The sequence below is a fragment of the Amycolatopsis sp. NPDC051128 genome (genome assembly GCF_040682715.1).
In the GTDB taxonomy this organism is placed as follows: domain Bacteria; phylum Actinomycetota; class Actinomycetes; order Mycobacteriales; family Pseudonocardiaceae; genus Amycolatopsis.
The window spans coordinates 3,068-27,489 of the sequence record NZ_JBFBBN010000001.1; the positions used below are offsets into that span (position 1 = coordinate 3,068).

Consider the following 24,422-nt stretch of genomic DNA (forward strand, 5'->3'; position numbering starts at 1 on the left):
TATCTCACCACAGCGCGAACCGAGTACGAAGTCGTCCTCGACCTCCAGCGAAAGACGCTAAGCGAGGACCACCCCAGCACCCTTGCCACCCGACACAGTCTCGCCAGGGTGCTGCAGCATCTGGGCGATCTCACCACAGCGCGAACCGAGTACGAAGTCGTCCTCGACCTCCAGCGAAAGACGCTAAGCGAGGACCACCCCGATACCCTTACCATCCGACACAACCTCGCCGGCGTGCTGCATGAGCTGGGCGATGTTGCCGCAGCGCGAACCGAGTACGAAGTCGTCCTCGACCTCCGACGAAAGACGCTAAGCGAGGACCACCCCGATACCCTCACCACCCGGCACAATCTGGCCGGCGTGCTGCGGCATCTGGGCGATCTCACCACAGCGCGAACCGAGTACGAAGTCGTCCTCGACCTCCAGCGAAAGACGCTGAGCGAGGACCACCCCAGCACCCTTGCCACCCGACACAATCTGGCCGGCGTGCTGCATGACCTGGGCGATCTCACCACAGCGCGAACCGAGTACGAAGTCGTCCTCGACCTCCGACGAAAGACGCTGGGCGAGAATCACCCCAGCACCCTTACCACCCGGCACAATCTCGCTGGCGTGCTGCAGCATCTGGGCGATCTCACCACAGCGCGAACCGAGTACGAAGTCGTCCTCGACCTCCAGCGAAAGACGCTGAGCGAGAATCACCCCAGCACCCTTGCCACCCGACACAACCTCGCCAGCGTGCTGCATGACCTGGGCGATCTCACCACAGCGCGAACCGAGTACGAAGTCGTCCTCGACCTCCGACGAAAGACGCTGGGCGAGGACCACCCCAGCACCCTTGCCACCCGACACAACCTCGCAGTGATTTATGCAAGTTTACGTCGGTACCGAGAAGCCGAAACTGCAATGCGGGCAGTCTTAGCCGCGCGTCAACGGGTTCTGGGCGCCAGCCATCCCGATACTCACGCCACCGAAAAGCTTCTCAAAAACATCAGAGCCAATGCCGCCAAAGCCAGGCAGCCGATCCTGTCGCACGGCCCAGGAAAACGCGGAAGAAAAAGAAAGAAGAGATAGAACAATTGACCTCTTGAGAGACTGAGCACTAGCCTTTTCCATGCGTTCAGCAGAACTCCGAACACACTCACAAGCGTGAGTCGAACACATTGCGCAGGTGATTCGAGAGCAAGCGAACATCCGCGCGTTCCGCTGGCTGTACGTTGGTTTTCCAACAGACCGACGAGCTGGGCAAGCATGCAACTCGAGGAGAAGGGGCGGTCACGATGCACCTCTACTGTGCTGGGATCTGTCGCCTCGGTCGCTAGTCCGGTGAATGATCACCTCGCCCTTGGTGAATCCGTCGGCATAAAGCTGCTTGTCGAGGTTGGACAACGTGAGGCGCCGGTTCCCGGCCTGCACGGTGACCTTCGGCCCCACCGGTGCTGACGTGGCCGGGGCTGGCTTGGTAGGACGCTGAGTCGGCCGCCGACCGGGAGCTGGCGCAGTCTCGGCGTCGACGCGTTCACGGGCGCGTGCGGCGAGAACCTCGTCGGGTTTGCGGTCCTCGCGCAAGCCACGCCACGCGGTGTGGCGCAGCCGGCCGGCGCCGCGGGTGAACTGCCGGAACACCACCTCGCCGACGAGTTCGGGCTGCACCCAGTGGGCGCGGGCGGTATCTTCGCGTGGCGGTGTCACCGCGAACGGGTGCTGGCGTTGCTCGAGGACCTCCAGGCGGCTGAGCAGCTGCGCGCGGGCTGCCTCGCTGAAGCCGGTGCCTTCACCGGACTAGAGATCGACGCGCCAGACTTAACACGTCGCAGGTCGGCTGTCTGAGCGAACTCGAATGCACGACCTGCGGCTATGGATGTCCGCACGGCATGAGTCTCTCTCTTTCGGGAAGGATATGAGTGCTGCCGGTCGGGGATGTTCAGCTCCTGTGCCGACATCGCCCATGCCCGGCAACCGGGGGCGCAGTCCTGGCGGTAGAGCACCACGGGGCATCACCGGCCTGCTCCCAGGTGGTCGTGACCTGCCAAGTCACCTGTGGGCAAGATGTCGACGATGTCGGCGGCCTGGATCTCGTTGACGTCGCGCGCACCGGTTAGCCCCGGGCGACTTCAGCGGTGTGCGCGGGGGTGTAGCGCTCGCCCATCACCTGGTCGCTCAGCGGGTCCAGTGCGGCCAGCGCCTCGGCATCCGGGGTGAGCTCGAGCGCGGCGGCGTTCTGCTCCAGCCGGGCCGGGCTGCGGGTGCCCGGAATGGCCGCCACCGCGCCCCCGAGCCGTTCGGCCTGGGCGTACACCCAGGCCAGCGCGACCTGGGCCGGGGTGGGCAGCCGGTCGGCGACGTCGCGCACGGTGTGCGCGATCTTCTCGTTGCCCTCCCCCGCCTCGCCGGCGAAGCGGGGTGATTTCGGCGAGTCGAATTGGCCCCGGTTCGGCATTCTTATCTGGCCCCGGTGGCTGGGTTGCGGGATCGGTCGGCATCTTGATGTGGCCCCACCTGCTGTCGTCGGCGGAGGGCGGCACTCTGATTTGGCCCCACTTCGTTCGGGTGTTTGACTGGTCGAGCGCGTGCCCACTGGTGACGATGGTGTGGTGAGTGAGCGTGAGCCCGGCCCGATGGTGACGCTGGTGTGGGCCTTGGACGAGGTGTTTTCATCGGGTTCGCGGGCCAGCCGGTCGCGGTGGTCCGTCGTGAGCTGGAGGACGCTTGCGAGGTGTGGGACTGCCGGCTGGACGAGGACACCTTGGACGCGTTCGCGGCCGAGCTCGCCGCAGGTGAGCGGGTCGAGATTGACGCGGGAACGACCCGCGTTCCGCAGGGCGCCCTGGCCGAGGCAGACTGGCGCGAGGTGCCGTTCTGAGCTCGTTGTCTATCCTGCCCCCGGTTGTGTTTCCTTCTGCGGCAAGAGGAATGGTCGATCGAACGACCTCGGCTCAAGCGGACAAACGAGTGCTCGGCGCCCGTGAACTGCCGCTGGGTTTCAGATGGTGTGACGCGCGGGTGAGGCGTTCTTCGCAGCCAGCTTCAGGCCGGTTTCGATGAGAATCCATCCGAGGCGTTGCCGTCGCGTACCCTTCCTCCGAAGGCTTTTCGGGTGGTCTGCAGCGCGCCGCAGTTCCGTCTCGCGTTCGCGGACCAGGTCTTCTGCCATGAGAAAGTGCACCATGTTCGTCCCCCTCAGTCGGACGTCGCTGTATCTGGTTTCTCCGGTTGCGCTTGCCGAGGGAACGCTGACCAGTGCGCGATCACGTTGTGGTCGCCCGGTCGCGTGTCCCGGCGGTAGCGGTCGATCACCGCGTCGACCTCTGCGCTCATCGCCGCCGCCTCTTCGGGTGTCAGGGATAGCCGTGCGTCGGTGAAAACAGCGTGGTCGTGCCACTGGTCCATCCATTGCGCGACTTCGCTGGCGAACTGCGACTCTGCCTGGTAGCGCTGCTCGATCACCGACCGCAAGAACATGTCCAGCGGGGCGGCGAGGTCCGGGTCGTTGATGAAGTCGGCGGCTCGCATGCGGGTCGACTTCTGGACGGACCGCCACCAGCGTTCGCGTTTGTTCCCGCGTTCGCTGTCCTCTTCGACCAAGCCGGCCTCGGCCAGCAGCCGCAGGTGCCAACTGGTGGTCCCCGAACTTTCGCTGACCCGCTTCCCCAGTCCGGTCGCTGTCGCGGGGCCGTCTGCCTGCAGTAACTCGAGCATCCGCATGCGCAACGGGTGGGCCAGGGCCCGAAGCATCCGGGCGTCGAGCGGTCGCGACGCCTGATCCCGTCGGTCCTTGGTCATGCCGCCCACCCTAGACCACAGAGCATCCTTTGCAAAGAATCCTCTGCGATCCGGTCGCTCTCGCCGTACTCGGCTGACGAGAAAGTTGCGTGGTCAGCCGGCCCGGCTGGTGCGGCGGCGTTTGGTGGTGCGCAGCCGGAACGACTCGGTGCCGGTCTCGATGATGGACGCGTCGAACGTCAAGCGATCGACGATCGCGGCACAGAGCCGCGGATCGGTGAAGGTGCGGGCCCACTCGCTGAACGCCGAGTTGCTCGCGATCGCGATGCTGGAGCGTTCTTCCCGCTCGGTGAACACCTCGAACAGCAGCTCCGCGCCGCGGCGGTCCAGCTCGAGATAGCCCAGTTCATCGAGGCAGAGCAGGTCAACACGGCCGTAGCGGGCGATGGTCTTGGACAGGTGCTTGTCGTCGGCGGCCTCGACGAGCTCGTTGACCAGGGCGGCGGCGGTGACGTAGCGGACCTTGAATCCGGCTTCCGCGGCGGCGGTGCCCAGCCCGATGAGCAGGTGGGATTTGCCGGTGCCGGAGTCGCCGATCAGGCAGACTGGCTGCCAGGCGCGGATCCACGCGCCTTTGGCGAGGGTGTGCACGAGTGCGGGTGGGACGTTCGGGTTCGCGGCGAAGTCGAAGTCCTCGATGCGTTTGGTGCGCGGGAACCCGGCCTGTTTGACCAGGCGGGCTTTGCGGCGGACCTCGCGGTCCTCGCACTCGATGAACAGCAACTCCGACAGGAAGCTCTTGTAGGTGGCCTGCTGGCGGGCCGCGGCGGCGGCCTGGTCGCCGAACCGGTCGCGGATCGTGGGCAGCCGCAGGATCCGGCAGGCCTGCTCGATCGCGACGGCGGCGGCTTCCCCGGTCATCTGGTCCCGGCCGCGGCTGGTGGTGCGGGTCATGACGCGTTCCCCTTCTTCGGAGTGTTGCTGAGCAGCTGGTCGTAGGCGGCGACCGACGGTGCGGGGCGGGAGTCCGGTGGCAGGTCGGCGTCGCGGCGGCGTTCGGGCAGGGACACGACCTTGCTGCGGCTGCGCTGCGGTTGTGGCAGCTCGGTGCTGGGTTCGCCGGCCGCGGCGGCGTGTTTGCGGGCCTCGATCGCCACCACATCGGGCGAGACCGACCCGGCCTCGAGTGTGGTGCGGATCCCGGCGATCACGTGCGCGTGGCTCATGCGCCGGTGCAGCAGCAGAACCTCGATCAGCAGCCGGGTGCCGGCCTGGTCGCCGTGCTTGGCGCGGGCGGCGGCCCAGAACGCGTCGTGGGTGGCGGTGAACCAGCCCTTCTGCCGTGCGTGGACCAGTGCGGTTGCCCCGCGCAGCGCGCCGGGCTTGCCGGCCAGGACCTCGAGATAGTGATCGAGCACGAGGTGCTGGCCACCCTTGGTGGTCAACCGGGGATGCCGGGCGACTTCCGTGGATCCGTGCAGTACCACCAGCTCTTCCGCGTCGAGCTTCGCCCGGACCGTCTGCCCGATCAGCCGGGCCGGGACTGAGTAGAGCGCCTGGCGGACGGTGATCCTGGCGTAACGATCCACTCGCGGTGTCGTGGTCAGCGCGATGTCGAACTCATCCACCGGCAACGCCGCCAGCAACGGCGCCTCGAGCGCGAAGTCCTGCCCGATCGTAGTCGCCCGCGCGTCGATGTGGCGGGCGTCCTCCGCGCGGTCCGCCGCAGCGAGCCGGTCGTTGATCCCGGCCAAACCGGAGATGTCGGCGATCTTCGGGACCGGGACGAACCAGCGGCGCCGGAACCGGCCGCCTTCGCCCTCGACACCGCCCTTCTCGTGAGCGCCTTCTTTGCCGGGCATGCAATAGAAGCTCGTGACACCGTAGGCGGATTTGAAGAGGATCCATTTCTCGGTTTCCACCCGTGACCGTCCAAAGCAGACCCGCCGGACCGCCGAGGACAGGTTGTCGTAACGGATCTCCCCGGCCGGGACGCCGCCGAGTTCGGTGAACGCGGCGACGTGACCGGCGAAGAATGCCTCCTGCCCTTGCGAAGAGTAGACGCGGTGAATTGCCTTGCCAGAGAACGACATTCGCAGCGTGAACAGGAAGCACTTGGTGCCGACACTGCCGACGTTGACCCATACCTCAGCGAAGTCGACCTCGGCATCCTGTCCCGGAAGATGTGTCTGCGGAACAAATCCGTCCATCACGCCCGCCCGGTTTCTGGCTTCCAGCACGATCTCCGGCCGTCGCTTCGCGACATACTTTGACACCGTGCGGTAGGCGATCTCGGCGTCGTGCTCGTCGACCAGCCGCTCCCAGATCCGGTGCGCGGTATGCCGCTGCTTGCGCGGCGCGTCCAGATCCGCCCGCAGCATCTCGTCCATCGCCGCGCGCAGTGGACCCGTCACCGGCGAGGACCGGGCTGGTGTCTTCCGCGGCGGCGGGACAGCCGCGCCGAGCGCCTGACGCACCGTCCGGCGATGCACCCCGTGCCGTTCAGCCAACGCCCGAACAGACAGGCCTTCCACCCGGGCATCTCGCCGGATCAGCGCGAACAACTCCACCCTGGACACCATCCCGGCTCCCACGCGGACGGCCCCTCACCGGCACTGTCCACCCAGGACCCTCACCTCGAACCGCCGACTCGCACACCACGAGCAGGAATTCGCCCGATCGGTGGGGCCCGCTAGCGGTGCCGAACCGGGGCCAAATCACGATGCCACGGCCAGCGGGGGTTGGTGCGCCGGAAGTCCTTCTCGCCCAGCGTGGAGCGGTCCAGGATGCCGGTCAGGCCCCGTTACCTTTTTCGTAGTTCCTGTTCAAGGAGCTGTGGTCACCAGGTCCGGCATGACTAACGCCCCCAGTCGAAGGCATGATCCGGGGGGTGGTGTCACCGGGTCTGGTGGCATCGACCGACCGCTGATAGGGACACGGCCACCGACTGGTAGGTCTCGTCGTAACGTGGGTGCCGGCACTCGATGCCTGATCGGTGACCACATCCGACGAGCGAATGGCATGGTGGATGAGCAGCAGTTTCGGGGTGTTCCTCGGCCTGGACGTCGGCAAGGATGCCCATCACGCGGTCGGCCTGGACCCGGACGGGACGCGGCTGCATGACGGGCCGTTGCCCAACAGCGAACCGAAGCTGCGGGCACTGTTCGACAAGCTCGCCCGGCACGGAACGCTGCTGGTCGTGGTCGACCAGCCCGCCACGATCGGGGCGCTGCCGGTCGCGGTCGCCCGCGCGGCCGGACACCAGGTGGCCTACCTGCCCGGCCTGGCCATGCGCCGCATCGCCGACCTCTACCCCGGCCGCGCCAAGACCGACGCCCGCGACGCGTTCGTCATCGCCGACGCCGCCCGCACGCTGCCCCACACCCTGCGGCCGGTCGATGTCGGCGACGAGGCGCTGGCCGAGCTGGACGTGCTGGCCGGGTTCGACGACGACCTGGCCGGCGAGGCCACCCGCCTCAGCAACCGCATCCGTGGACTGCTGACCGGCATCCACCCCGCTCTCGAGCGGGCGATCGGCCCGAAGATCGCCCATCCCGCTGTTCTGGAGATCCTCTCCCGCTGCGGCGGACCGGCCGGCATCGCCAAAGCCGGCCGCCGCAAACTGACCGCGATCGCCAAGGTCCACGCGCCACGCATGGGTGAGCGACTGGTCGAGGCGATCATGACCGCGCTCGCCGAGCAGACCGTCACCGTCCCCGGCACCGCCGCCGCGGACACCGTCTTGCCGCAGCTGGCCGACAGCCTGAAAACCGTTCTGCAGCAACGCAAAACCATCGCTGAGCAGGTCGAGGGGATACTTGATGCGCACCCTCTTGCCGGGGTCCTGACCTCGATGCCCGGCATCGGAGTCAGGACCGCCGCCCGGATCCTGCTCGAAGTCGGCGACGCCTCCAACTTCAAATCCTCCGCGCACCTGGCCGCCTACGCCGGCATCGCCCCGGTCACCCGCAGCGAACACCCCGCCCGCACCGGCAACCGCCAGCTCAAACGCGCGTTCTTCCTCGCCGCCTTCGCCTCACTGTCCGACCCCACCAGCAGGACCTACTACGACCGCAAGAGGGCCGAGGGCAAGAAACACAACGCCGCCCTCATCTGCCTCGCCCGCCGCCGCTGCGACGTCCTCTACGCCATGCTCCGCAACGGCACCCACTACCGCCATCCCGAGGCACCCCTCGCCGCCACGGCTTGACAACCACATAGGGACACCCCCCGGCCGACGCGGCAACTTCCGCGGCCCCCTCCTCCTCACCTTCTGCTGCGCGAAGACGAGTGCGGCCGCCGGCCCTTACCACCGGCGAGCCGATGGTGGCCTTCCGTCATCAGCGACGTTGTGGCGAGATCCGGCACGAGTCTCCCCATCTCGAGTCAACACGCACCAGGCCGAGCCAGCCGAACACACTCAGCACTATTGCCCACATAGATGCACCCTTGATGGTGATTTACAAACGTCAGCACAGACCGCCGATCGCCAACACTTAATTGTCAAGGTCCATTTGACCCTACTATTTCACGCAAGGGAAGCTCAAAGTCTAAAGTTGATAGATGAATTTCACTGTTCTTTAGAGATAAATTTGATATCGATAATATCACCCCTGGAGCTTGGTCGCGGACGAGACGATCTCCCCAAGCGACCTCGACGAGGTGTTCGATGGGCAGGCGGCTGAACCGAGCAACGGTGCTGACAATGTCGATCTTCGCGCTGAGCGGGATCGCAGCACCCGTCACTGGGCGGATTCTGTCGAATCTGCGGGTGGACCCGTTGCATCAAAATCCCGGCGGTCAGGTAACCGTGATCGGAACCGACTTCGGCTGTAAGAACGACGACCGCGTGGTCACCGTACGACTGAGGGGAAAGGTAGTCGACACCAACCCCGCGGTCCCGAAGGCTGACAAGCAAAACGAAGTAAACTTCACCCTGAACGTCCCGAAAGACGCCAGCGCCGGTGATCAAGAACTCACCGTCGACTGCCCGGGCGGCAATGGCGCAACTACTCTGCACATCGTCTGGACAATCAGCTTCACGGCAGACCCGAACTCGGGCCGCCCAGGGGGCGACACAGACCTCGTGGGCAAGCGGTTCGACTGTGACACAAAACCGGACTCCGCCACCGGCCTGCTAGACATCTCGTGGGACGGTGACGTGATCGCCAGCGGCACCGCAAAGGACGGTGCATTTGCGACCACCATCACCGCCCCGGCGGACGCGGTTGAGGGCCCGCACGAGATCACCGCACGCTGTGTATCAACCGGGGAATCCGCGAGTGTCCGCTTCACCGTCGTTCCTGCCCCGCCCTCGCCATCCACAACGACTGCTACGCGATCGCCGTCGCCGTCCGACACGACTATCGCGCCAAGCAGCGAGCCGACGGCCACCCCACCATCACCGACGAACGCGCCGACCGTCCGCACGCCGGCCCGGATGGACCCGCAACGTGCCCACCTCACGGCATCGCTCGCCGCACCGAACGACTTCGCCCCGGGTCTGCTCCTGTACGTCATTCTCCTCGTCGTCGCCGGGGCCTTCGCATTGATGCTCTGCTTACCGTTGCTCGCCTTCCCTGCCGAAATCTTCAACAAGGCCCTTGAAGAGCGACACGAGCGGCACAATCCACCGCGCTGGCCTCCGTCTGTGCAGATCACCATATTCGGGGCGCTCTCAGCAACGTTGCTGGTGCTCGTCGAACCGGACGTCGCTTTCGACCGGAAGACGCTAGCCCTGGGCGTCGGGTTGATGATCGCGGTACTCATAACGACCTTAAGCTACTGCGTCCCCGGAGAACTACTTCTTCATCAAGTCTCCCGGCGCCGAAGCGTGTTGCGCACGCTTCCAGTGGCGCTCGCGATCGGCTGCGTGTGTGCGATCGTCTCCCGGGTACTGGATTTCCAGCCCGGATACGTCTACGGCCTGGTCGCCGGGTACGCACCTGTCGCGCGCAACTTGGGCGCCAACGCCGACGACCTGCGGCGCTACGAAGGTCACGCCGTCCTGGCAGGCGTGATCGCCACATTGGGCGCCAGCGTGCTGGCGTGGTCGGCTTGGACCACGATCACGGTGACACCCACATCGAGCTTCGGGACACAGGTGCTGGACTCGACGTTAGGCGCAATCGCGCTCATGGGCGTCGAAACCGTTCTTTTCGGGTTGATGCCGGTCAAGCTGCTCGACGGACTGAAGCTGCTGGCCTGGCGCCGTCGCGCCTGGGCGGCCGTCTACATCCCCACGACCGTCGCCTACCTAGTTCTGCTGATGCATGATCAGAAGCCGGCAACTCCTGCAGCCCTGATCCGCGCGATGACCCTGTTCATTGCCTTCGGCCTGGGTTCAATGGCGTTCTGGAGCTACGTCGTGTTTCGCCAACGTCATCGACGCGGTCCAGCCAAGTCAGACCGAGCCCGTCTGCGTCGTCGCGAGTGGTGAGTAAGACCAGTGCGTGATCCCGCGACACTGCATCTACGCGGCTTTGATCAGTGGCCGAAACGAAGCACCGTGGTGGGGAACCTGAGGCAGTAGCTCCGCAACATCGACGGCGAGCGCGCAATGGCCGATCACTTGACTTTGACTAGCTCGATCGTGTCGCGCCGGAACTTCTCGAAATACTTCGACGAACGTGACACCAGGACGCCCTCCCTCCAGACCGCCGTCTGGAATCAAGGTGCCCGCCCCCAAAGGGCAACCCCACACCGGAGATCCAGCCGACGCTCGTTCACTCCCGCAGTTGCTCGTTCAGTCGGTTCAGCAGTTCGCGTTCCGACAACGCGAGGACCGAAAGCGCCGGCGCGCTTCCGTCATCGGTCGCCTGGCACAGGAACCTGCGGACTCCGTCTCGGCCCGTCCACGTCCAGACGGGGATCGTGACCAAAATCGCCCCGTCGACCGCAAGCAGGGCGCCGAGGACGGTCCAGTCGTCGGCGGGGTGGTAGCGCTCGCCGCCGAACTCGTACCGGTCGAGGAACAAGCGCTGGAAGACGTCTCGCGACATCACGCCCTGCGTGACGATCTCGGCTGGCTCCCGAGCGAACGAGATGACGGCATAAACGGTCATGGATTCGTCCTGACCGTGGTCGCCTGGGCGACGGTGCCGCTCGGAGTGCAGTTCCACTCCGAGGTCAACGTGTGCGCCGCGCCCCCCAGGGTGCCTGCGAAGGCTGCCGGTTCCGACCTCGTGTAGGGCAGGGCCCAGGCGGGAGCCGCGTTCCGCACCGTCATACCGGGTGGCGGGGCGAACCCCACAATGCCCTTGACCTCACCGGTGACGGTCTTCCTTCCCTTCGTGCCCGGCCCGTAGTCGGACCCCGAGAAGGTGTCACCCGAGTGACGGGCGCCGCCCACGGCCGGCCCGACCCACACGTTCTGCCCGGCGGTGAACTCCCATGCCTCCCAGAACGGATACCCCGCCGGGTCGTCGAACGCCACCGGCGCCACCGGATTGCCGTTGCTGTCACTCGCCTCGAACGTCTTGGTGACCTTCTGGACGATCCAGCCGGACGATCCCGCCTCGCCGGCCGGTATCCCCCACTGGACTTTGTAGGCGTAGCCACCGCAGTCACTTATCTTGGCTCCGGGCGTCACCACCGTGATGGTGGGGTGGAACGACGAACTCCTGGCTATGCCGGGCTGCAGCGGCCCGACGAAGTCGTGCGGCACCGCCCGGGTGTCACCGGGCTGGAGCGGGCCGATGAAATCGGCCCGGAGCTCGGCCTCGCACAGCCGGCCGTTCCCGTCCGTGTCCACCACGGGTTCGGTGACGGCTTCCCCCGCCATCAGCCGGGAAACCGCTTCGTTTCCCACCACTCGCCGCAGGTCGCGAGCCAGAGGCGCGACGACGCGGCGGCTGCCAGGCGCCGTCGACGGGGTCCGTTGAGCCTTGCTCGGCTGCGGTGCCAGAGTGTGCATGGAAGGCTCCTCGCCTGAGACGGTGGGTCCAGTGTTCGCCGGGTCCGGCGGCTCGTCCACCGGACCCGGCTTTCGTGCGCTCGGTTCAGTCGTCGTGATCCCGGTCGTCGTCCTTGCCGACCTTGCGCGCGCCGACGCCGCGGATGCTGACGCCTGGGGTCTCCAGCGGCTTCAAGTCCGGGCCCCGGGTCCGCCCGCTGGTGTCGGTGATCCGGATCGCCGACGCCGACTTCAGGTGCGCCGCGCGCAGGCTGAACGACTGGGTGACGCCGATCGACGTCCCCAGTAGCACCCAGCCCTTGTGCTCGCGCGTCTGCGCCTCCACGCGGTACGAGCGCAGATCGGCGTCGGGGGTGACGAACACCGTGATGTCGACGGGACCGCCACAGTCATGGACGACCTGCTTGTGGAACGCGACGGTCAGCTGGCCGGCCGCGCCGAGCGACACGAACGTGCCCTCCGGCTTGCCGACGACCGTGCCGAGCGCGGCGCGCGGATCCGTGTGCCGGTTGGCGTCCTTGATCTGGCCCGGGTCGAACTTGACCACCTGGTCCACGTAACGCAGGTTGCCGAGGTCGGGAATCGGGGCAGGCGTGATCACCGCGGTGCCGCCGGACTGGAACCCGATGGACGGCGGCTTCTTCGGGTCGAACGTGACCGTCGTGCCGTAGCTGCCGTCGAGGTTGCTGGTCAGGGGGCCGAGCCGGGCTCCGGGCGCGAGCAGGCCGAACCCGCCCGGGGTCACCGGATCGATCTGCACCACGTTGCCGAACCGGTCACGCGGGATGATGGTTACGTCGAGCAGACCGGGCTGGAGCTGGCGGATGTCGAGGCTGGTGTGGTCCGGATCCGGACGCACCAGGACGGTGGTCTCCAGCTTCGCCTCCCGGCGGAACGCGACCCCGTCGGCGTCGATTCCGGTCGCCGTCACGTAGAACGTGTAGTGCTCCGGAACGGACGTGTCGGTGATGGTCGCGGTGTACACCCCGGTGCCGTCCTGCGCGGTCATCGGGATGGTGACCTGGCGCGTGCCGATGTCGAACACGAAACCCGCCAGGCGCGCGGCCAGCTGCCGCACCAGGAGCGGGCTGGCGTCGCGGTCGGCGAGCTGCTCCTGCGCACGGGCGAGCGCCTCGGCCGGGATGTCCAGCGCGGCCAGGAAGTTGGCCACCGAACCCTCGGGCAGCGTGGTCGACAGCGACACCGCCGCGCCGGTGACGGGCAGGCCGTCCGCCGTCAGGGCGGCGGACAGGGTGACCGGGTCGCCGGCGAAATAGGTCGGCCGGTCCTGGCTCAGCGCCAGCCGCAGGCCCGAGTCGACCATCACGTCGTAGACGTAGTGTTCGATGTCCACCGACCCGCCCTCGGCCTCGGCCTCGGCGCCGATGATGATCTGCGGCGGGCTGGTGACGCGGAAGGTCCAGGTGCCGAAGCGGTCGCGCGAGCGGCCGCCGTCCGAGCCGCCCTCGAGGTCCCCACCACCCCGCGGTCTCAGGAAATCCGGGTCGATCAGGTAGGCCTGCGAGCGGTCGCCGCCGCGGAACGTGACGTCGGCGAACCGGCCGTAGCCCGCGTTCTCCGGGGTGATGACCTCGCAGCTCGGGGTGATCAGCTCCAGACGCAGCCGGGTGGTGTCCGGGGTGTTCCAGCTCAGGACGAAAGCCGCTTTGGTGTCGAAGCGGGTGAGCACGACGTCGTGCAGCGCCTCGCCGTCGCCGATCACGAAGTCCGCGGCCGGGTCCAGCGGTGACGTGGCCGCCGTGAGCCCGGCCTTGATGGCGTCGCGCAGCGCCGTCGCCAGCTGCGTCGCGGTCGTCTTCTCATCGTCCACGTTGCGGACCTGTCCGCCGGCCAGCGAGCCGCTCGAAAGCTGTTTCATCAGAACGTGGTTGACGTCGCTGTGCCCGTCGATGCCGTAGGCCACCGCGAACAGCTCGACCTGGCGCTCGGCCAGCGAGGTCCCGGCCGCGGCGGTGCCGACGGGCGGCGCGAGGAACTCCAGCGGGTTGTGGGTGCCGGAGTTGTGCGCGCCGTCGCTCATCAGCAGCAACCAGCGCCGGTTGAACGCGTTCGGCCCGAAGTAGGTCGTGGCCGGTGCGAGGACGCGGTCGAGGCCGTCACCCATGGGCGTGCTGTTTGTTGGCACGATCAGGCTGACCGCGTTCTGCGCCGCAGCCATGCCCGCGACGGTCGGGATCTCGGTCATCGGCACGATGTCGAACGTCGACGGGTTGAGCGGGTCGCCCGCGGGGAAGCGGGCGATGCCGAACCGGCCGCGGTTGTTGCCGAAGTGGGCGAGGAGATCGAGGAACTGGTTGGCCGCCGACACGAGCTCGCCCCAGCGCGCGTGCGGATCGCCGACCCCGAGCGGGGTGCCGAGCGGGTCCCAGCCCATGCTGCCCGAGTCGTCGAGCAGCAGCACGACTTCCAGCTGCTGGGTTGTCGCGGTGACCGAGACGTGCTGGTTGTGGCCCGCGCTGGTGCCGGCGGTGGTGTCTGCCGGTGACGCGACGAGGTCGACGGCGCCGGTGGTCAGGCCGCCGGCAGGCGGGGCGGCCGGCGCGACGAACCGGAAGGCGAGGTTCTGCGTCTGGCCCGGCGCGACCGCCAGCGGCAGTGGCGTGTTCACCGAAAACCCGCCGGGCAGCGCGGGGTTCACGGACGTGACGGTGAGGGTGCCGGTGCCCTTGTTCGACACCTGGACGCTCTGGTCGATCGTCTCGTTCACCAGCGACGCGTACGGCAGGGCGGCCGGTGCGGTCACGATCCACGGCTGTGCGGTCTCGGCGATCGTCTCCGCCACCACCCAGGTGAAGTCCCTGGCGACGACGTCGTTGTTGAGGATCCCGATCTGCCAGGTCTCGGTGGTGTCCTGGTCGAACCCCATCCGGAGCTGGAACACGCCCGTGGCCTCGCCGGTGGTGACCAGCTGGATGTCGCCGACATAGCTGGTGGTACCGGGGGTCCGGTACACCGCGGTGGTGAAGTTCGTGGCGGGCACGGGGTCGCCGGTGCCCGCCTTGACGAACAGCGCCGGCGCCGTCGCCCCGCCGGACATCGCCACCCGGATGAACATCATCTTGCTGTAGAAGACCCCCGCCGGGGGTGGCCCGGTGAGCTGGGTGATCGCGGCGAACGTGGTGGCACCGGGTGCCACCGTGAGTGCCGCGGTCTGCGGGTCGGGGTACACGTGGAAGGTCATGGAAGGCTCTCCTCCTAGCCGGTGACGGTGAACGTGTCGGAACTGGTGACGGTGCCGCCGGCGGTGGTCACCGAGATCTTGATCTGTTTCGGTGTCCCGGGCGGGGTCAGCCCCGCGGGCACCTGCGCCGCGATCTGCGTCGCGGAGGGCGTGCCGACGATGGTCGCGGTCGACGTGTCGAACTTGACCGTGACCGGTGGGAAGTTGAAGTTCTGCCCGTTGAGCGTGATGGTCTGGCCGCCCACCCCGCTCTTGGGCGTGAACTGCGGCGACGGCGGGGTGACGAACACCGGGGCCGGGATGGCGAGCTCGGCGCGGAACAGGTCGTCGGACAGGATGCTGCCCGCGCTCGTGGTCACCGTGACCCGGACGTCGGAGCTGGTCCCGCCTCCGGTCACCAGCCCGGCCGGCACCTGCACCACGATCTGGGTGGCCGTGGGAGTGCCCACCACCGTCGCGTTCACCGAGGCGAACTGCACCTGCGGTGTGCCGACGTTGAAGTTGAACCCGGTGAGCGTGACCTGCGTGCCCGGCGTCCCGTTGCCGGGGCTGAACTGCCCGCCGGGTTCGGCGAACGCGGGCGCGGGCTGGACGGTGAAGATGTCGTCGCTGACCACCGCGCCCCCGGCGTTGGCCACCGTCACCTTCACCTGCGCCGGCGTGCCCGCCGGGGTGAGCCCGCCCGGCACGCGGGCCGCGATCTGGCCCGGCGACGGGGTTCCGACGATCTTCGCCGCCACGTCACCGAAGCGCACGGTCGGCGCGCCGACGTCGAAGTTGACGCCGTTGAGCGTGATCGCCTGGTTGATCACGCCGCTCTTGGGGACGAACTGCGGCGACGGCGAGACGGCGAAAGCAGGCAGCAGAAGGGTTTTCTCCACCAGGCTGAGCCGGCGTTCCATATCGGACACGGTGAGCCGGCGCTGTCGCAGATCGGAGATCGTGGCCGCGACGATGCCGTCCTGGTTCCGGCGCCGGGTCAGCTGGGCCAGCGGATAGAAGACGTGTCCGGCGGCCGCCGCCGGCACCGCGACGCCCTCGGCGACCCGGACCACGAACCCCGGTTTCAGCCGCACCGAGGTCTGCACCCCGACGTCCAGGCTGTTGGTCAGGTCGGTGTCGACCGTGCCGTCGATTTCGGTCAGCGACACGTCCAGGTAGACGGTGTCGATGCGCGGATCGGGCTGAGCCGCGCTCGGCGTGGTGAGCGCGGGCACCCCCGGCTGGCTCTTGTACGTGATCGCCGCCGGGATGGTCACCTCGATGCCACCGACCAGGCAGGTGCCGGGGCCGGTGTCCGCGGCGGCGATCCGGAAGTCCTGGCTGTTCGACGCGGGTGGCAGCGCCTGCACGGCGAACCCGTCGGCGGCGGCGGGCGCGCCGTTGCCGATGTACCGCGCGACGACCGAGCGCACGGTCGCCGCCACGAGGTCGTGCAGCAGGTTCAGGTCGCGGTCCAGGACCGGTTTGCCCTGCTCGATGTGGATCCCCACATACCCCTTCTGCTGGTTCGCCAGCAGAAGGTCCAGCGGGGTCTGCGAAAAGTCGCCCACGACTGCCTCCCTTCAGGACGTGATGAACACCGCGCGCGCGGTCACCGGGATGAACCCCGCCAGTTCGCCGGCGAGCCGCGACAGAGCCGCCTTGATTTCGGCCGGGTCGGCGGTGTCCGGCGTCAGGTAGAGCCCAACGGTGTCGCGGGCGACGCGGTCGTCGTTGGTCCGTGTGCCGCCGTGGCCCGCGTCGTAGGTGTAGGTCTGGAAGTCCTCGTACTTGCCGCGCAGCGCCGTTTTCGCCGTGTTGCCGGTGTCGAAGGTGGTCGTGCCGGCGTATCGGTCGTCGAGGATCCGGGTGGCGCCGAAGGTGTCGCTCGGATACGTCAAGCTCTGGTTCGTCCGGAAGACCAGCAGCGTTCCCGCGCCCGTGTCGACGGGCAGCGGAGCGCGCCGCGCGAAAGGCCCCGGCACGACCTGTTGGGCGGTGCCCCAGGTGAGCGGTCCGATCGCGAGCGGCGTGCGGACGACGGTCCAGCCGCCGTTCTGCGTGGAGCTGGTGAACACCTCCAGGTTGCCGTCGCCGCCTACCAGCGCCGCGGGTTGCCGGTCGTGGTGGGCACCGGCTTTCGGCAACGGCCGGATCGGCGACCAGTCCGAGGCGGCCGGATCCAGGCCCGCCTTGATCCGGTACACGACGTTCCACCGGGTCTGCCCGGGTGGCCCGCCCGGGTCCTGGCGCGCCCAGAACAGCCACAGCCGCTGGGTCGTGCTGGTCGGGTGGAACAGCACGAACAGGTCGTCCTCGACGCGCGGAGGCGCGCCGGCGTCGAGCGGCAGCGTCCCTGGAGTGGTGAGCTGCCAGTTCGTGCCGTCGTTGCGGTTGTAGCGCAGCTGACCCGCTTCGAGCCAGAACAGCCAGACTCCGCCGGTGTTGTCGGCCACCGCGGAGGGCATCCGCCGCTCGGTCGCGACGTCGCCGAAGACGGCGGGCGCCGAGAACGTCGCGCCGGTCCGGATGGTGAACCAGATCCGCCAGATCTTCTGGGCGGGGTCGTAGCTCTGCCAGAACAGCCAGAGCTTGGTGCCGGCGAGGGCGGCGCTGGGGTGCTTGTCGATGCCGGGCCGGTCCACCACCGGCCGGCTGGGCTGCCACGTCCCTGCGGCGAAGCGCTTCGACCAGATGTCCCAGCCCTGGCGGCGACGGGTGTGGAAGAAGAACGACGCCGAGCCGTCGGCCTCGCGGACCACCGCCGGACGGCCGTCGTAGGCGAAGTTCACCGAGGCGAGCGCCGGTTCGGAGAACGTCCCCGCGGTGCGGATCGAGGAGAAGAGGTTCAGCCGTTCCGGCTGGTTAGTCCGCGCCACGTTGTGCACGAACTCCTTGGTGCGGTTGGCCCAGCCGGTGATCCGCGCGACCGTGGCGTCGAGGTTGGGGACCCCGCCGACGGTCTGGTAGATCGGCGGGGCGGAGCGGATCTCGTTGCGCTGCGCGCCGATCGCCAGCCCGAAGTTGGTCCGCCAGCCGATCCAGCCGGCGAGCAGCGGCAGCAGCCGCCCGTCGACGCGGTCGAGGTCGGTGGCGGCGAGCGCGGCGCGGGTGAGGCTGTAGAGTCGGTCCAGCTCGCCACCGGGCAGGTCGAGGAACCGCCGCAGCTGCCCCTTGTCCCGGTCGGCCGCGGAAACGGCCGCCGGCGCGGGCGTGCGCTCGGCGTCGTAGCGCCGGTAGACGGCCGGAAGCATGGCGTAGAGCTGGCCGGCGAAGTCGTAGGGCGCGATCGCCATCGCACTGGCCTGGTTGTGCGGGTCCGGGCTGAACACCGGCGTCGTGCCGGTGAAGGGAAAAAGCGTGTAGTAGTAGACGGTTTCGCCCTGCAGCCCGGTGTCGGACACGCTGGTGACGCCCAGCGCGTGCGCGATGATCACGCCGTCGTCCTGGTTCGCCGGATGGGTGCCCGTGCGGCGTACAACGCGGATCCCCTGTGTCGCGGCCGGATTGCTCCAGGACAGGTCGATCCGGTTGCCGTCGCGGTGGGCGGTGGCGGTGATGTTCTCCAGCCGCATCGTCACACCCCCGCCTGGTTGAGCACGACGACGCGCATGCCCGCCGCGTAGTCCGGATCGGCGGGGATGACCGGCACCTCGTTCTGCCCGAGCGCGATCTTGCCGAGCGGGTCGACCGCCGGGACCGGGCGGTCCTCGCGCCGGAATTCGGTGATGTTGACGAACACGACGCCGGGGACCTCCTGGCTCTGCTCGTAGAACTTGCTCAGGTAGACGGTCTGGTTGAAGTCGACCCGGTCGAACGCGAGCAGGCCGGCTGCGGCGGCCCGGACGGCCGCGACGACGTCGGTGGCCACGTAGAAGCTCTGGATGGCGATCTCGGCGGTCACCCTGATCGGCACATAGTCCACATCGGACACTTCGACGAGCTGGCTGAGCATCCGCTTGTCCTCGAGGTAGCCCTTCAGCCCCGCCTCGAGCACGTCGCTGACCTTGCCCCCGCCCGAGGGCGCCACGAACAGCGTCACCTCGTTCCAGCCGGTGGCGACCGCGCGCACCTTGCCGACGCCCTTGAAACTCAGCGCGAGCGCCTCGTAGTCCTCGGCGGTGACCGCGCGCCGCAGCGAGCGGAACACGGCCGGCGCGTGCTGCACGGCGTGCTCGATGGTCTCCCGTTCGGCACCACCGGTGGCCGGGGCGGGGTTGCTGACGGCCCCGCCCAGCAAAGCCAGCTGCGCGGCGTTGACGATGGTCGTGATCGCGTTGGCGGGCACATTGCCCGCCAGCCCGCCGCCCACGCGGTAGGTGGCGCGGATGAACGTCCCCTGCGGCGGTATCGCGCCGAAGACGCCGTCGCCGAAGATCACCGACGCGCGGTTGCCGTCGTCGATCCGGATCATGTAGTCCTGCTGGCCCGCTTCGCTGAACGCCAGGGTTTCGCGCAGGGTCCACGCGGTGATCGAGGCACCGAGCTGGCTCACGACGGTGACGTCCTGGCCTGCCTGCTGCGCCGGGCCGGGCGGGCGCAGGATCAGACCGGGGTGCGCCAGCGGGAAACTCTGGTCCCGGCTGCCGTCGGACGTGCCGAGCAGCTCGCCGGAGACCAGCTGTCCCTCCTCGACCGGGATGGCCCCGAACACCTTGCGGCCGGTCGCGGGATCGGGCGTCACCGTGCCGAAATCGATGGTCAGCGGCGCCTCGCGGGTGTACTCGAACACGATGCTCGGCCGGTTCTTCTGGCTCCTGGTCGCGAACGCGTCACCCTTGGCGATCGTGACCGCGGAGGTGACGCTGCCCGGGACGGTCAGGCTCAGCGTCGCCGCCGCCGGCGCCGCGGTGCCCAGCTCGTACCCGATGAGCCGCAGGTGCTCGATCACGCTGCGCCGGGTGCGCGCGGTACCCAGGAAACTCTCGTTCGCGACCCGGTCCTGGTAGTAGCTCAGGATGTCGCCGATGTGCGCGAACAGTTCCAGCAGGACGTTGCCGAAGTCCGCCTCGTTGGCGAAGTCCTGCCATTCGGGGAGCTTGGCGGGGATCAGCTCGCGCATGGCCCGGAGCAGGCTTTCGTAGTCACGGGCCTGGTAGTCGATGACCGGCCGCCCGTCCACCTGTCTGATCTCAGCCATCACGCTGTCCCGTCTCGCGCTGGTTCATCGGAAGTGCACCCGCACGGCCTGGCGGACGAGGTCGCGGCGCCGCACGTACGCCACCTCGACGGTCACCGTTTCGTCGTGGGCCTGCACGTCGACCGCGCCGACCACGAGCTGGTCGCCGAGCCACCGGGTCAATGCCTGGCCCACGCTGAATTCCACGGCGGCGGAGAGGATCGTGTTGGCCGGGTCGAAGACGAGGTTGAACAGCCCGCAGCCGAACTCCGGCTGGTTCACCCGCTCCCCCGGCGCGGTGAACAGCACCTGGATGATCTTGCCGCGCAGGTCGGCGTCCTCGTCCGGGTCCGGCGTGATCCCGCCGGCCGCGGTGACCGCGAACGGAAACCCGAATCCGATCGCCCCGCTCATCGCACCCGTCCCGTGCCGTTGTTGTCCTGGGCGAGCGAGACCGCGACGGCGGGGGTGATCGAGACGCTGTGCACGTGCGCGTTCGGCGCGGCACTGCCGGTGCTGCCCACGACCGGGACGTTCACCGTTCCCGCCACGGTCACCCCGGTGATCTCCAGGTTCGCCACGACGTGGTCGATCACGCCCTTGGCGACGGCGAAGGCGAGACGTCGCCAGCCGACGCGGGCGGCATCCAGGGCCGCCTGTGCGGCGGGTTTCGCCTCGGCGCTCGCGCTGTCGACGGCGGCCTGCAGCGGCGGGGACAGCAAGGTGTCCATCTGCGTGAAAATCGTGTTGCTCATCCCGGCGTCCGCCGACTGCGAACCGATCGTCAGCGCCATCACTCCACCTTGTGTTTCGTCGAGAGGGGAACGGTGAGGGTCATCGGCGCCGCGGGCGGTGACGTCGGCGCGCCGAGGTTGCCGACGTGCGTGTGCGTGGCCAGCGAAGTGAGGAAGGTCTGGACGTTGGTCGCGAACTGGGTGCCGAGCACGAACGGCTCGGTCGCGCCGCTGCCGCCGACCTGGACGCCGCTGCCGCCGACGGCGACCTCGGTGCCCGTACTCTTCACCACGACCCCCGAGGACGACATGGTGATCGAATTCCCGCTGTTCTTCCCGTCCGTCACCGTGATTCCGGAGTCGTCCAGCACGATCTGGTGCCCGTGGGTGTCGGTGACGGTGATCCCGGTCTTGTCCATCGTGATCACGTTGCCGTTCGCGGCCTCGACGAGCGTGACCAGTTCCTCGGTGTCCTTATCCTCGAACTGGAGGGTGTGCCCCTTGAGCGTCTTGAGGATCTTGCGCGTCGGCGGGTCCTGGACGTCACCCTGCTCGGTCCCGTCGCCGTCCTGCGGCTTGGGCAGCTGGCTCTCGTCGCCCGGACGGCTCCAGTAGGCGCCGACCCAGATCGGGAACTCCGGATCGCCTTCTTCGAACTCGGCCCAGACTCCCGCGTCGCGCTCCGGCACGAACAGGAAGCCCTGGTCCGCGGCGCCGCCGTAGGGTGCGCACGGGGTGGCCCAGCCGGTCACCACGTCCGGCCCCAGCACGCTGGGGATCTTCAGCTTGAGCCTGCCCAGGCGCGAGGGATCCTGGTTGTCCACCACGATCGCGCGGTACTTGCCGTAGCACCGCCGCTCGAGTTTCTCCACCAGCCCGGCCACGATCCGCTCCAGCTCCATCACAGCCCTCCCGTCAGGCTGCCGAGCAGCCCACCGCCGCCTGCGGAGAAGTCCTCGTCGCCGGTGGGCATGAGCGCGTTGCGCTTGACGCGGAAGGCCTGGAGGTACCCGGCCGTGCTGAACGTGTGCGTGACGTGCGTGACGTAGTACACGCCGCTGTGGGTCTCGCCGATCCCCTTGATGGTGACGGTCGCCCGCGGGGTCAGGATGCTGCCGTACTGGTTGGCCGCCACTTCGCCCTCGCCGGTGACGAACCACTCGCCGCGATCGCGCAGACCCTGGCAGAGCGAGGTCATTTCCGCACTGCCGGTAGTCGCCGTCTGTCCGATGTGGACAAGCCCGGGATCCGTCCCCGGCGGCAGGTAGCTGTCGGCGGGCTTGGCGCCCAGCGCTGTCTCGCCTGCCGATTCCGCGTTGACGTCCAGCACTTCGCCGGTCACGTGGTCCACACCGGACATCGCGACGTCGGCGGGCGCCAGCGCGTCGACCTCCAGGGTGAACCAGTTGACGTTGGTCTCCGCGCCGAACTGCACCGCCAGCACGGGCTGCGGGGTGTCGTCCAGGCCCGGCGGGCGGAAGTAGCCGGTGTCCCCGTCGACGAAGACCTCGTACCCGTTGCGCAGGGCGAGCCGCCGCAGCAGCTGGATGTCGGTCTCCCGCTGGATGATCGTGGACACCTCCTCGTTGTGCACGACGGCGGTGTCGCTCACCTGCGGCGTCAGCCCGTAGGCCCGGAACGCCTCGGTCGCAATGTCGCTGTCCTTCTTGTTCGGCCAGTCCTTGAGCTTGTCGACGCGATCCATCAGCACCGAGGCGTCCATCCCCCAGACCTCCAGCACGCTCTGCTCCAGGCCGACGGCGAACTGCGGCCGCAGGTGGGTGATGAACCCGGTCAGCAGCGGCCGGGTCTCGTCCGCGAGGCCCGCGGTCACGACCACCCGCTGCCAGGGCACGAACCGCTCGTCGTCGAGGTAGGTCCAGGAACCGTCGGGGTTCAGCCGCAGGGCGACGGTCATCCGGAACATGCCGGCCAGGTCGTCGTCCAGCTCGATCTCCAGCCGGACCAGGTCGGGGTAGACGTCCGCGGCCTCGGCCCCGCCGATCTCGATGCGCAGGTTGTCGTGCTGCATGGCCTACCCGCTCACCGCGGGCGGGATGACGATCCCGCTGCCGAGCCGGCCGCGTTCGACGGGCGCGCCGAGGACGAACCCGGCCGCCGTGATGACCGCCGACAGCGCGGAAACCCCGACGGTGAGCCGGTTGTAGGTGACCACCACCGCCCGGTCGAACCGCTTCACGACCACGGTCACCGGGTGACCGCCGACGCTCTGCTGCTGCCGGACGAGCTCGAAGTCCTCCTCGGCCGACGCCTGCTCGACCCCCACCGTCGTCGACAGCGCGCGCAACGCGGCCCCCCACGGCGGGTCCCCGGCCGCGACGGAGACCGGGAACCGGGTGGTGGTCACCGGTTCCTTGCCCAGCAACGCCAGCGGCGAAAGGAAGTCGGGGTTGGCGTCGCAGATGTGCCAGAACTGCAACGGTTCGCTGTAGTAGGAGTAGGCGAGCTGATCGAGGCGGTCGCCGGAGTCCACGGTGTGCTGGAACGTCCCGGTGACCTCGGGCAGCGGCCGGATGTCCTTGGCGGCCAGCACCCGGCCCTTGGCGTCCGGCACCGCGATGTCCGGAACCTGCCGGTAGCGCGAAAGCTTCGTGAAGACCACCGCGCTCACCCCGGAACCGCGACGTTGGCAATGTCGGCGACCGAGGCCAGGTTCAGCACGGACATCGCCTCGGTCATGGCCTTCGAGTACAGGTACGGCACGCTGTTGCCCTCGATCACGGTCAGGTTCACCCCGACCGTGGCCCGGATCGGGTTGAGATCGGCGCTGAACTCCGTCTCGGTGATGTTCATCGAGGTGATGTTCACCGGCAGGACTCGCTTGCGGCCGAACACGAACAGGATCAGCGGCGGGTTCGTGCTGCGCGTGAAGCTGAACCCCTTGGGCTTGCCCAGCAGCCTGTCGACCGCACGGCCCAGCAGGCTCTCCGATTTGGGGTAGACCATCAGCTCCAGCGTCGAGAGCTGCGGCGCGATGCCGAACTGCTCGGTGAGGGCGTCGCCCTCGTCGAGCTTGTCCGTGGCGTCCAGCCGGATGTCGAACCCGATGGTCTGCTCGCCGACCGTGACCAGCTGCTTCTTCTGCAGGTCGAGCAGGTTGTCGACCTCGCCGTGGAACTGGCGCAGCGTGCGCGGGAGCGCGGCGGGCGCTTGCCCGCCGCCGGGCTGCTGGCCGGGCGTGCCGGGGACGGCGAACGTCAGGCCGCGGTTGCGGGTCAGCTGCACCGGGTTGAACTGGAACACCACGAACAGCGGTGGCAGGCTCAGCCCGAACTCAACGAAAGCACCCCGCAGGATCCGCGGCTTGCTGGGAAACCCGTCACTCATGACAGCAATACCGCCTCGACCTCGGAAAGAATCACGTTGACCTCGTCGCACATCGCGGATGAACCGGCGGTCGCGTGAACTCGGACGACCTCGCCCCCGCTGGTGCGCAGCCGCCACTGCCCGGATGTACCCGGCGGGTCGATCCGCAACGGCGTGACCGGGCCGGCCGGGCCGGTCATCCGTTGCGAGGCGGCCGCCATGGCCTCGTCGGCCTCGGCGGACCGGCACGAGACGTACACCTCGTACCCGCCGGTCCCCGGTACATAGGTCGCGGCCTTACCCTTGTCGCCCGGGTTGGGCACCATGTTCCGCGAAACCAGCACCTGGTCGTCCGAGAGCAGCAGGACCCGGGCACCGGCCGCGGTCTCCTGCAGCTTCCGGTGCAGTCGTGCCATCCGG

The 24,422-nt window shown here is 68.3% G+C and carries 22 protein-coding genes and 1 pseudogene; 4 read left to right on the forward strand and 19 right to left on the reverse strand.

The features are described from left to right. Positions 1-1,074, forward strand: a 1,074-nt coding sequence (locus tag AB0M82_RS00020; protein ID WP_364715869.1) for a tetratricopeptide repeat protein, incomplete at its 5' end; no start/stop codon positions are given. A gap of 201 nt (positions 1,075-1,275) precedes the next feature. Here the strand turns inward: AB0M82_RS00020 and AB0M82_RS00025 are convergent. Together AB0M82_RS00025 and AB0M82_RS00030 are read right to left on the reverse strand one after the other, a co-directional pair. Beyond that, positions 1,276-1,761, reverse strand: a pseudogene (locus AB0M82_RS00025) (hypothetical protein); the annotation flags it as partial. Positions 1,762-2,098: 337 nt separating this feature from the next. After that, the gene (locus AB0M82_RS00030) at positions 2,099-2,440 is read right to left on the reverse strand and encodes an aldo/keto reductase (protein ID WP_364715871.1); all 342 of its coding nucleotides are present in this window, start codon (positions 2,438-2,440) and stop codon (positions 2,099-2,101) included. A gap of 192 nt (positions 2,441-2,632) precedes the next feature. On the opposite strand from AB0M82_RS00030, the gene AB0M82_RS00035 reads away from it, so the two are divergent. Next, on the forward strand, positions 2,633-2,863 hold the full coding sequence (locus AB0M82_RS00035; RefSeq protein ID WP_364715874.1) for a hypothetical protein: 231 nt from the start codon (positions 2,633-2,635) through the stop codon (positions 2,861-2,863). Between the two features lie 120 nt (positions 2,864-2,983). Here the strand turns inward: AB0M82_RS00035 and AB0M82_RS00040 are convergent, their stop codons facing one another. The 4 genes from AB0M82_RS00040 to istA form a co-directional block, all read right to left on the reverse strand. Beyond that, a complete protein-coding gene (locus AB0M82_RS00040; RefSeq protein ID WP_364715876.1) occupies positions 2,984-3,154 on the reverse strand; it encodes a hypothetical protein in 171 nt (56 codons plus the stop codon). 26 nt (positions 3,155-3,180) lie between these two features. Continuing rightward, positions 3,181-3,783, reverse strand: coding sequence for a helix-turn-helix domain-containing protein (locus tag AB0M82_RS00045; RefSeq protein WP_364716691.1), 603 nt, complete (start codon positions 3,781-3,783; stop codon positions 3,181-3,183). Between the two features lie 93 nt (positions 3,784-3,876). Further along, positions 3,877-4,677, reverse strand: coding sequence for an IS21-like element helper ATPase IstB (gene istB / locus AB0M82_RS00050; RefSeq protein ID WP_364715879.1), 801 nt, complete (start codon positions 4,675-4,677; stop codon positions 3,877-3,879). Further along, positions 4,674-6,305, reverse strand: a complete 1,632-nt coding sequence (gene istA, locus AB0M82_RS00055; RefSeq protein WP_364715882.1) for an IS21 family transposase — start codon at positions 6,303-6,305, stop codon at positions 4,674-4,676. The genes istB and istA overlap by 4 nt, the downstream gene beginning before the upstream one ends. Before the next feature lie 446 nt (positions 6,306-6,751). Between istA and AB0M82_RS00060 the strand changes: the two genes are divergently transcribed. Continuing rightward, positions 6,752-7,933 (forward strand): IS110 family transposase, encoded by a 1,182-nt coding sequence (locus AB0M82_RS00060; protein WP_364715885.1) that lies wholly within the window; start codon positions 6,752-6,754, stop codon positions 7,931-7,933. Between the two features lie 495 nt (positions 7,934-8,428). Further along, entirely contained in the window at positions 8,429-10,162 is a 1,734-nt protein-coding gene (locus AB0M82_RS00065; protein ID WP_364715886.1) for an FGLLP motif-containing membrane protein, read from the forward strand. Positions 10,163-10,448: 286 nt separating this feature from the next. Here AB0M82_RS00065 and AB0M82_RS00070 read toward each other — a convergent pair whose 3' ends face one another. The 13 genes from AB0M82_RS00070 to AB0M82_RS00130 all read right to left on the reverse strand — a co-directional run bounded on the left by AB0M82_RS00070 (position 10,449) and on the right by AB0M82_RS00130 (position 24,418). Further along, positions 10,449-10,787, reverse strand: coding sequence for a hypothetical protein (locus AB0M82_RS00070; RefSeq protein WP_364715889.1), 339 nt, complete (start codon positions 10,785-10,787; stop codon positions 10,449-10,451). After that, complete coding sequence (locus AB0M82_RS00075) at positions 10,784-11,638, reverse strand: hypothetical protein (protein WP_364715890.1); 855 nt, start codon at positions 11,636-11,638, stop codon at positions 10,784-10,786. The genes AB0M82_RS00070 and AB0M82_RS00075 overlap by 4 nt, the downstream gene beginning before the upstream one ends. Before the next feature lie 85 nt (positions 11,639-11,723). Beyond that, positions 11,724-14,840, reverse strand: a complete 3,117-nt coding sequence (locus tag AB0M82_RS00080) for a hypothetical protein (protein ID WP_364715892.1) — start codon at positions 14,838-14,840, stop codon at positions 11,724-11,726. 14 nt (positions 14,841-14,854) lie between these two features. Beyond that, positions 14,855-16,393, reverse strand: a complete 1,539-nt coding sequence (locus AB0M82_RS00085; RefSeq protein ID WP_364715895.1) for an IPT/TIG domain-containing protein — start codon at positions 16,391-16,393, stop codon at positions 14,855-14,857. Between the two features lie 12 nt (positions 16,394-16,405). Continuing rightward, positions 16,406-18,397, reverse strand: coding sequence for a hypothetical protein (locus tag AB0M82_RS00090; RefSeq protein WP_364715897.1), 1,992 nt, complete (start codon positions 18,395-18,397; stop codon positions 16,406-16,408). Positions 18,398-18,399: 2 nt separating this feature from the next. Beyond that, a complete protein-coding gene (locus AB0M82_RS00095) occupies positions 18,400-19,962 on the reverse strand; it encodes a baseplate J/gp47 family protein (RefSeq protein ID WP_364715900.1) in 1,563 nt (520 codons plus the stop codon). 24 nt (positions 19,963-19,986) lie between these two features. Next, on the reverse strand, positions 19,987-20,355 hold the full coding sequence (locus AB0M82_RS00100; protein ID WP_364715902.1) for a GPW/gp25 family protein: 369 nt from the start codon (positions 20,353-20,355) through the stop codon (positions 19,987-19,989). Further along, entirely contained in the window at positions 20,352-20,735 is a 384-nt protein-coding gene (locus AB0M82_RS00105; RefSeq protein ID WP_364715904.1) for a hypothetical protein, read from the reverse strand. Before AB0M82_RS00105 ends, AB0M82_RS00100 begins: the two co-directional genes overlap by 4 nt. Continuing rightward, complete coding sequence (locus AB0M82_RS00110) at positions 20,735-21,577, reverse strand: phage baseplate assembly protein V (protein ID WP_364715906.1); 843 nt, start codon at positions 21,575-21,577, stop codon at positions 20,735-20,737. Before AB0M82_RS00110 ends, AB0M82_RS00105 begins: the two co-directional genes overlap by 1 nt. After that, positions 21,577-22,707, reverse strand: a complete 1,131-nt coding sequence (locus tag AB0M82_RS00115) for a hypothetical protein (protein WP_364715909.1) — start codon at positions 22,705-22,707, stop codon at positions 21,577-21,579. Before AB0M82_RS00115 ends, AB0M82_RS00110 begins: the two co-directional genes overlap by 1 nt. 3 nt (positions 22,708-22,710) lie before the next feature. Continuing rightward, positions 22,711-23,307: a hypothetical protein gene (locus AB0M82_RS00120; protein WP_364715911.1), complete on the reverse strand. Its 597-nt coding sequence runs from the start codon at positions 23,305-23,307 to the stop codon at positions 22,711-22,713. Further along, positions 23,304-24,023, reverse strand: coding sequence for a hypothetical protein (locus AB0M82_RS00125; protein ID WP_364715914.1), 720 nt, complete (start codon positions 24,021-24,023; stop codon positions 23,304-23,306). Before AB0M82_RS00125 ends, AB0M82_RS00120 begins: the two co-directional genes overlap by 4 nt. Next, the gene (locus AB0M82_RS00130) at positions 24,020-24,418 is read right to left on the reverse strand and encodes a hypothetical protein (protein ID WP_364715915.1); all 399 of its coding nucleotides are present in this window, start codon (positions 24,416-24,418) and stop codon (positions 24,020-24,022) included. The genes AB0M82_RS00125 and AB0M82_RS00130 overlap by 4 nt, the downstream gene beginning before the upstream one ends. Positions 24,419-24,422: the final 4 nt, after the last annotated feature.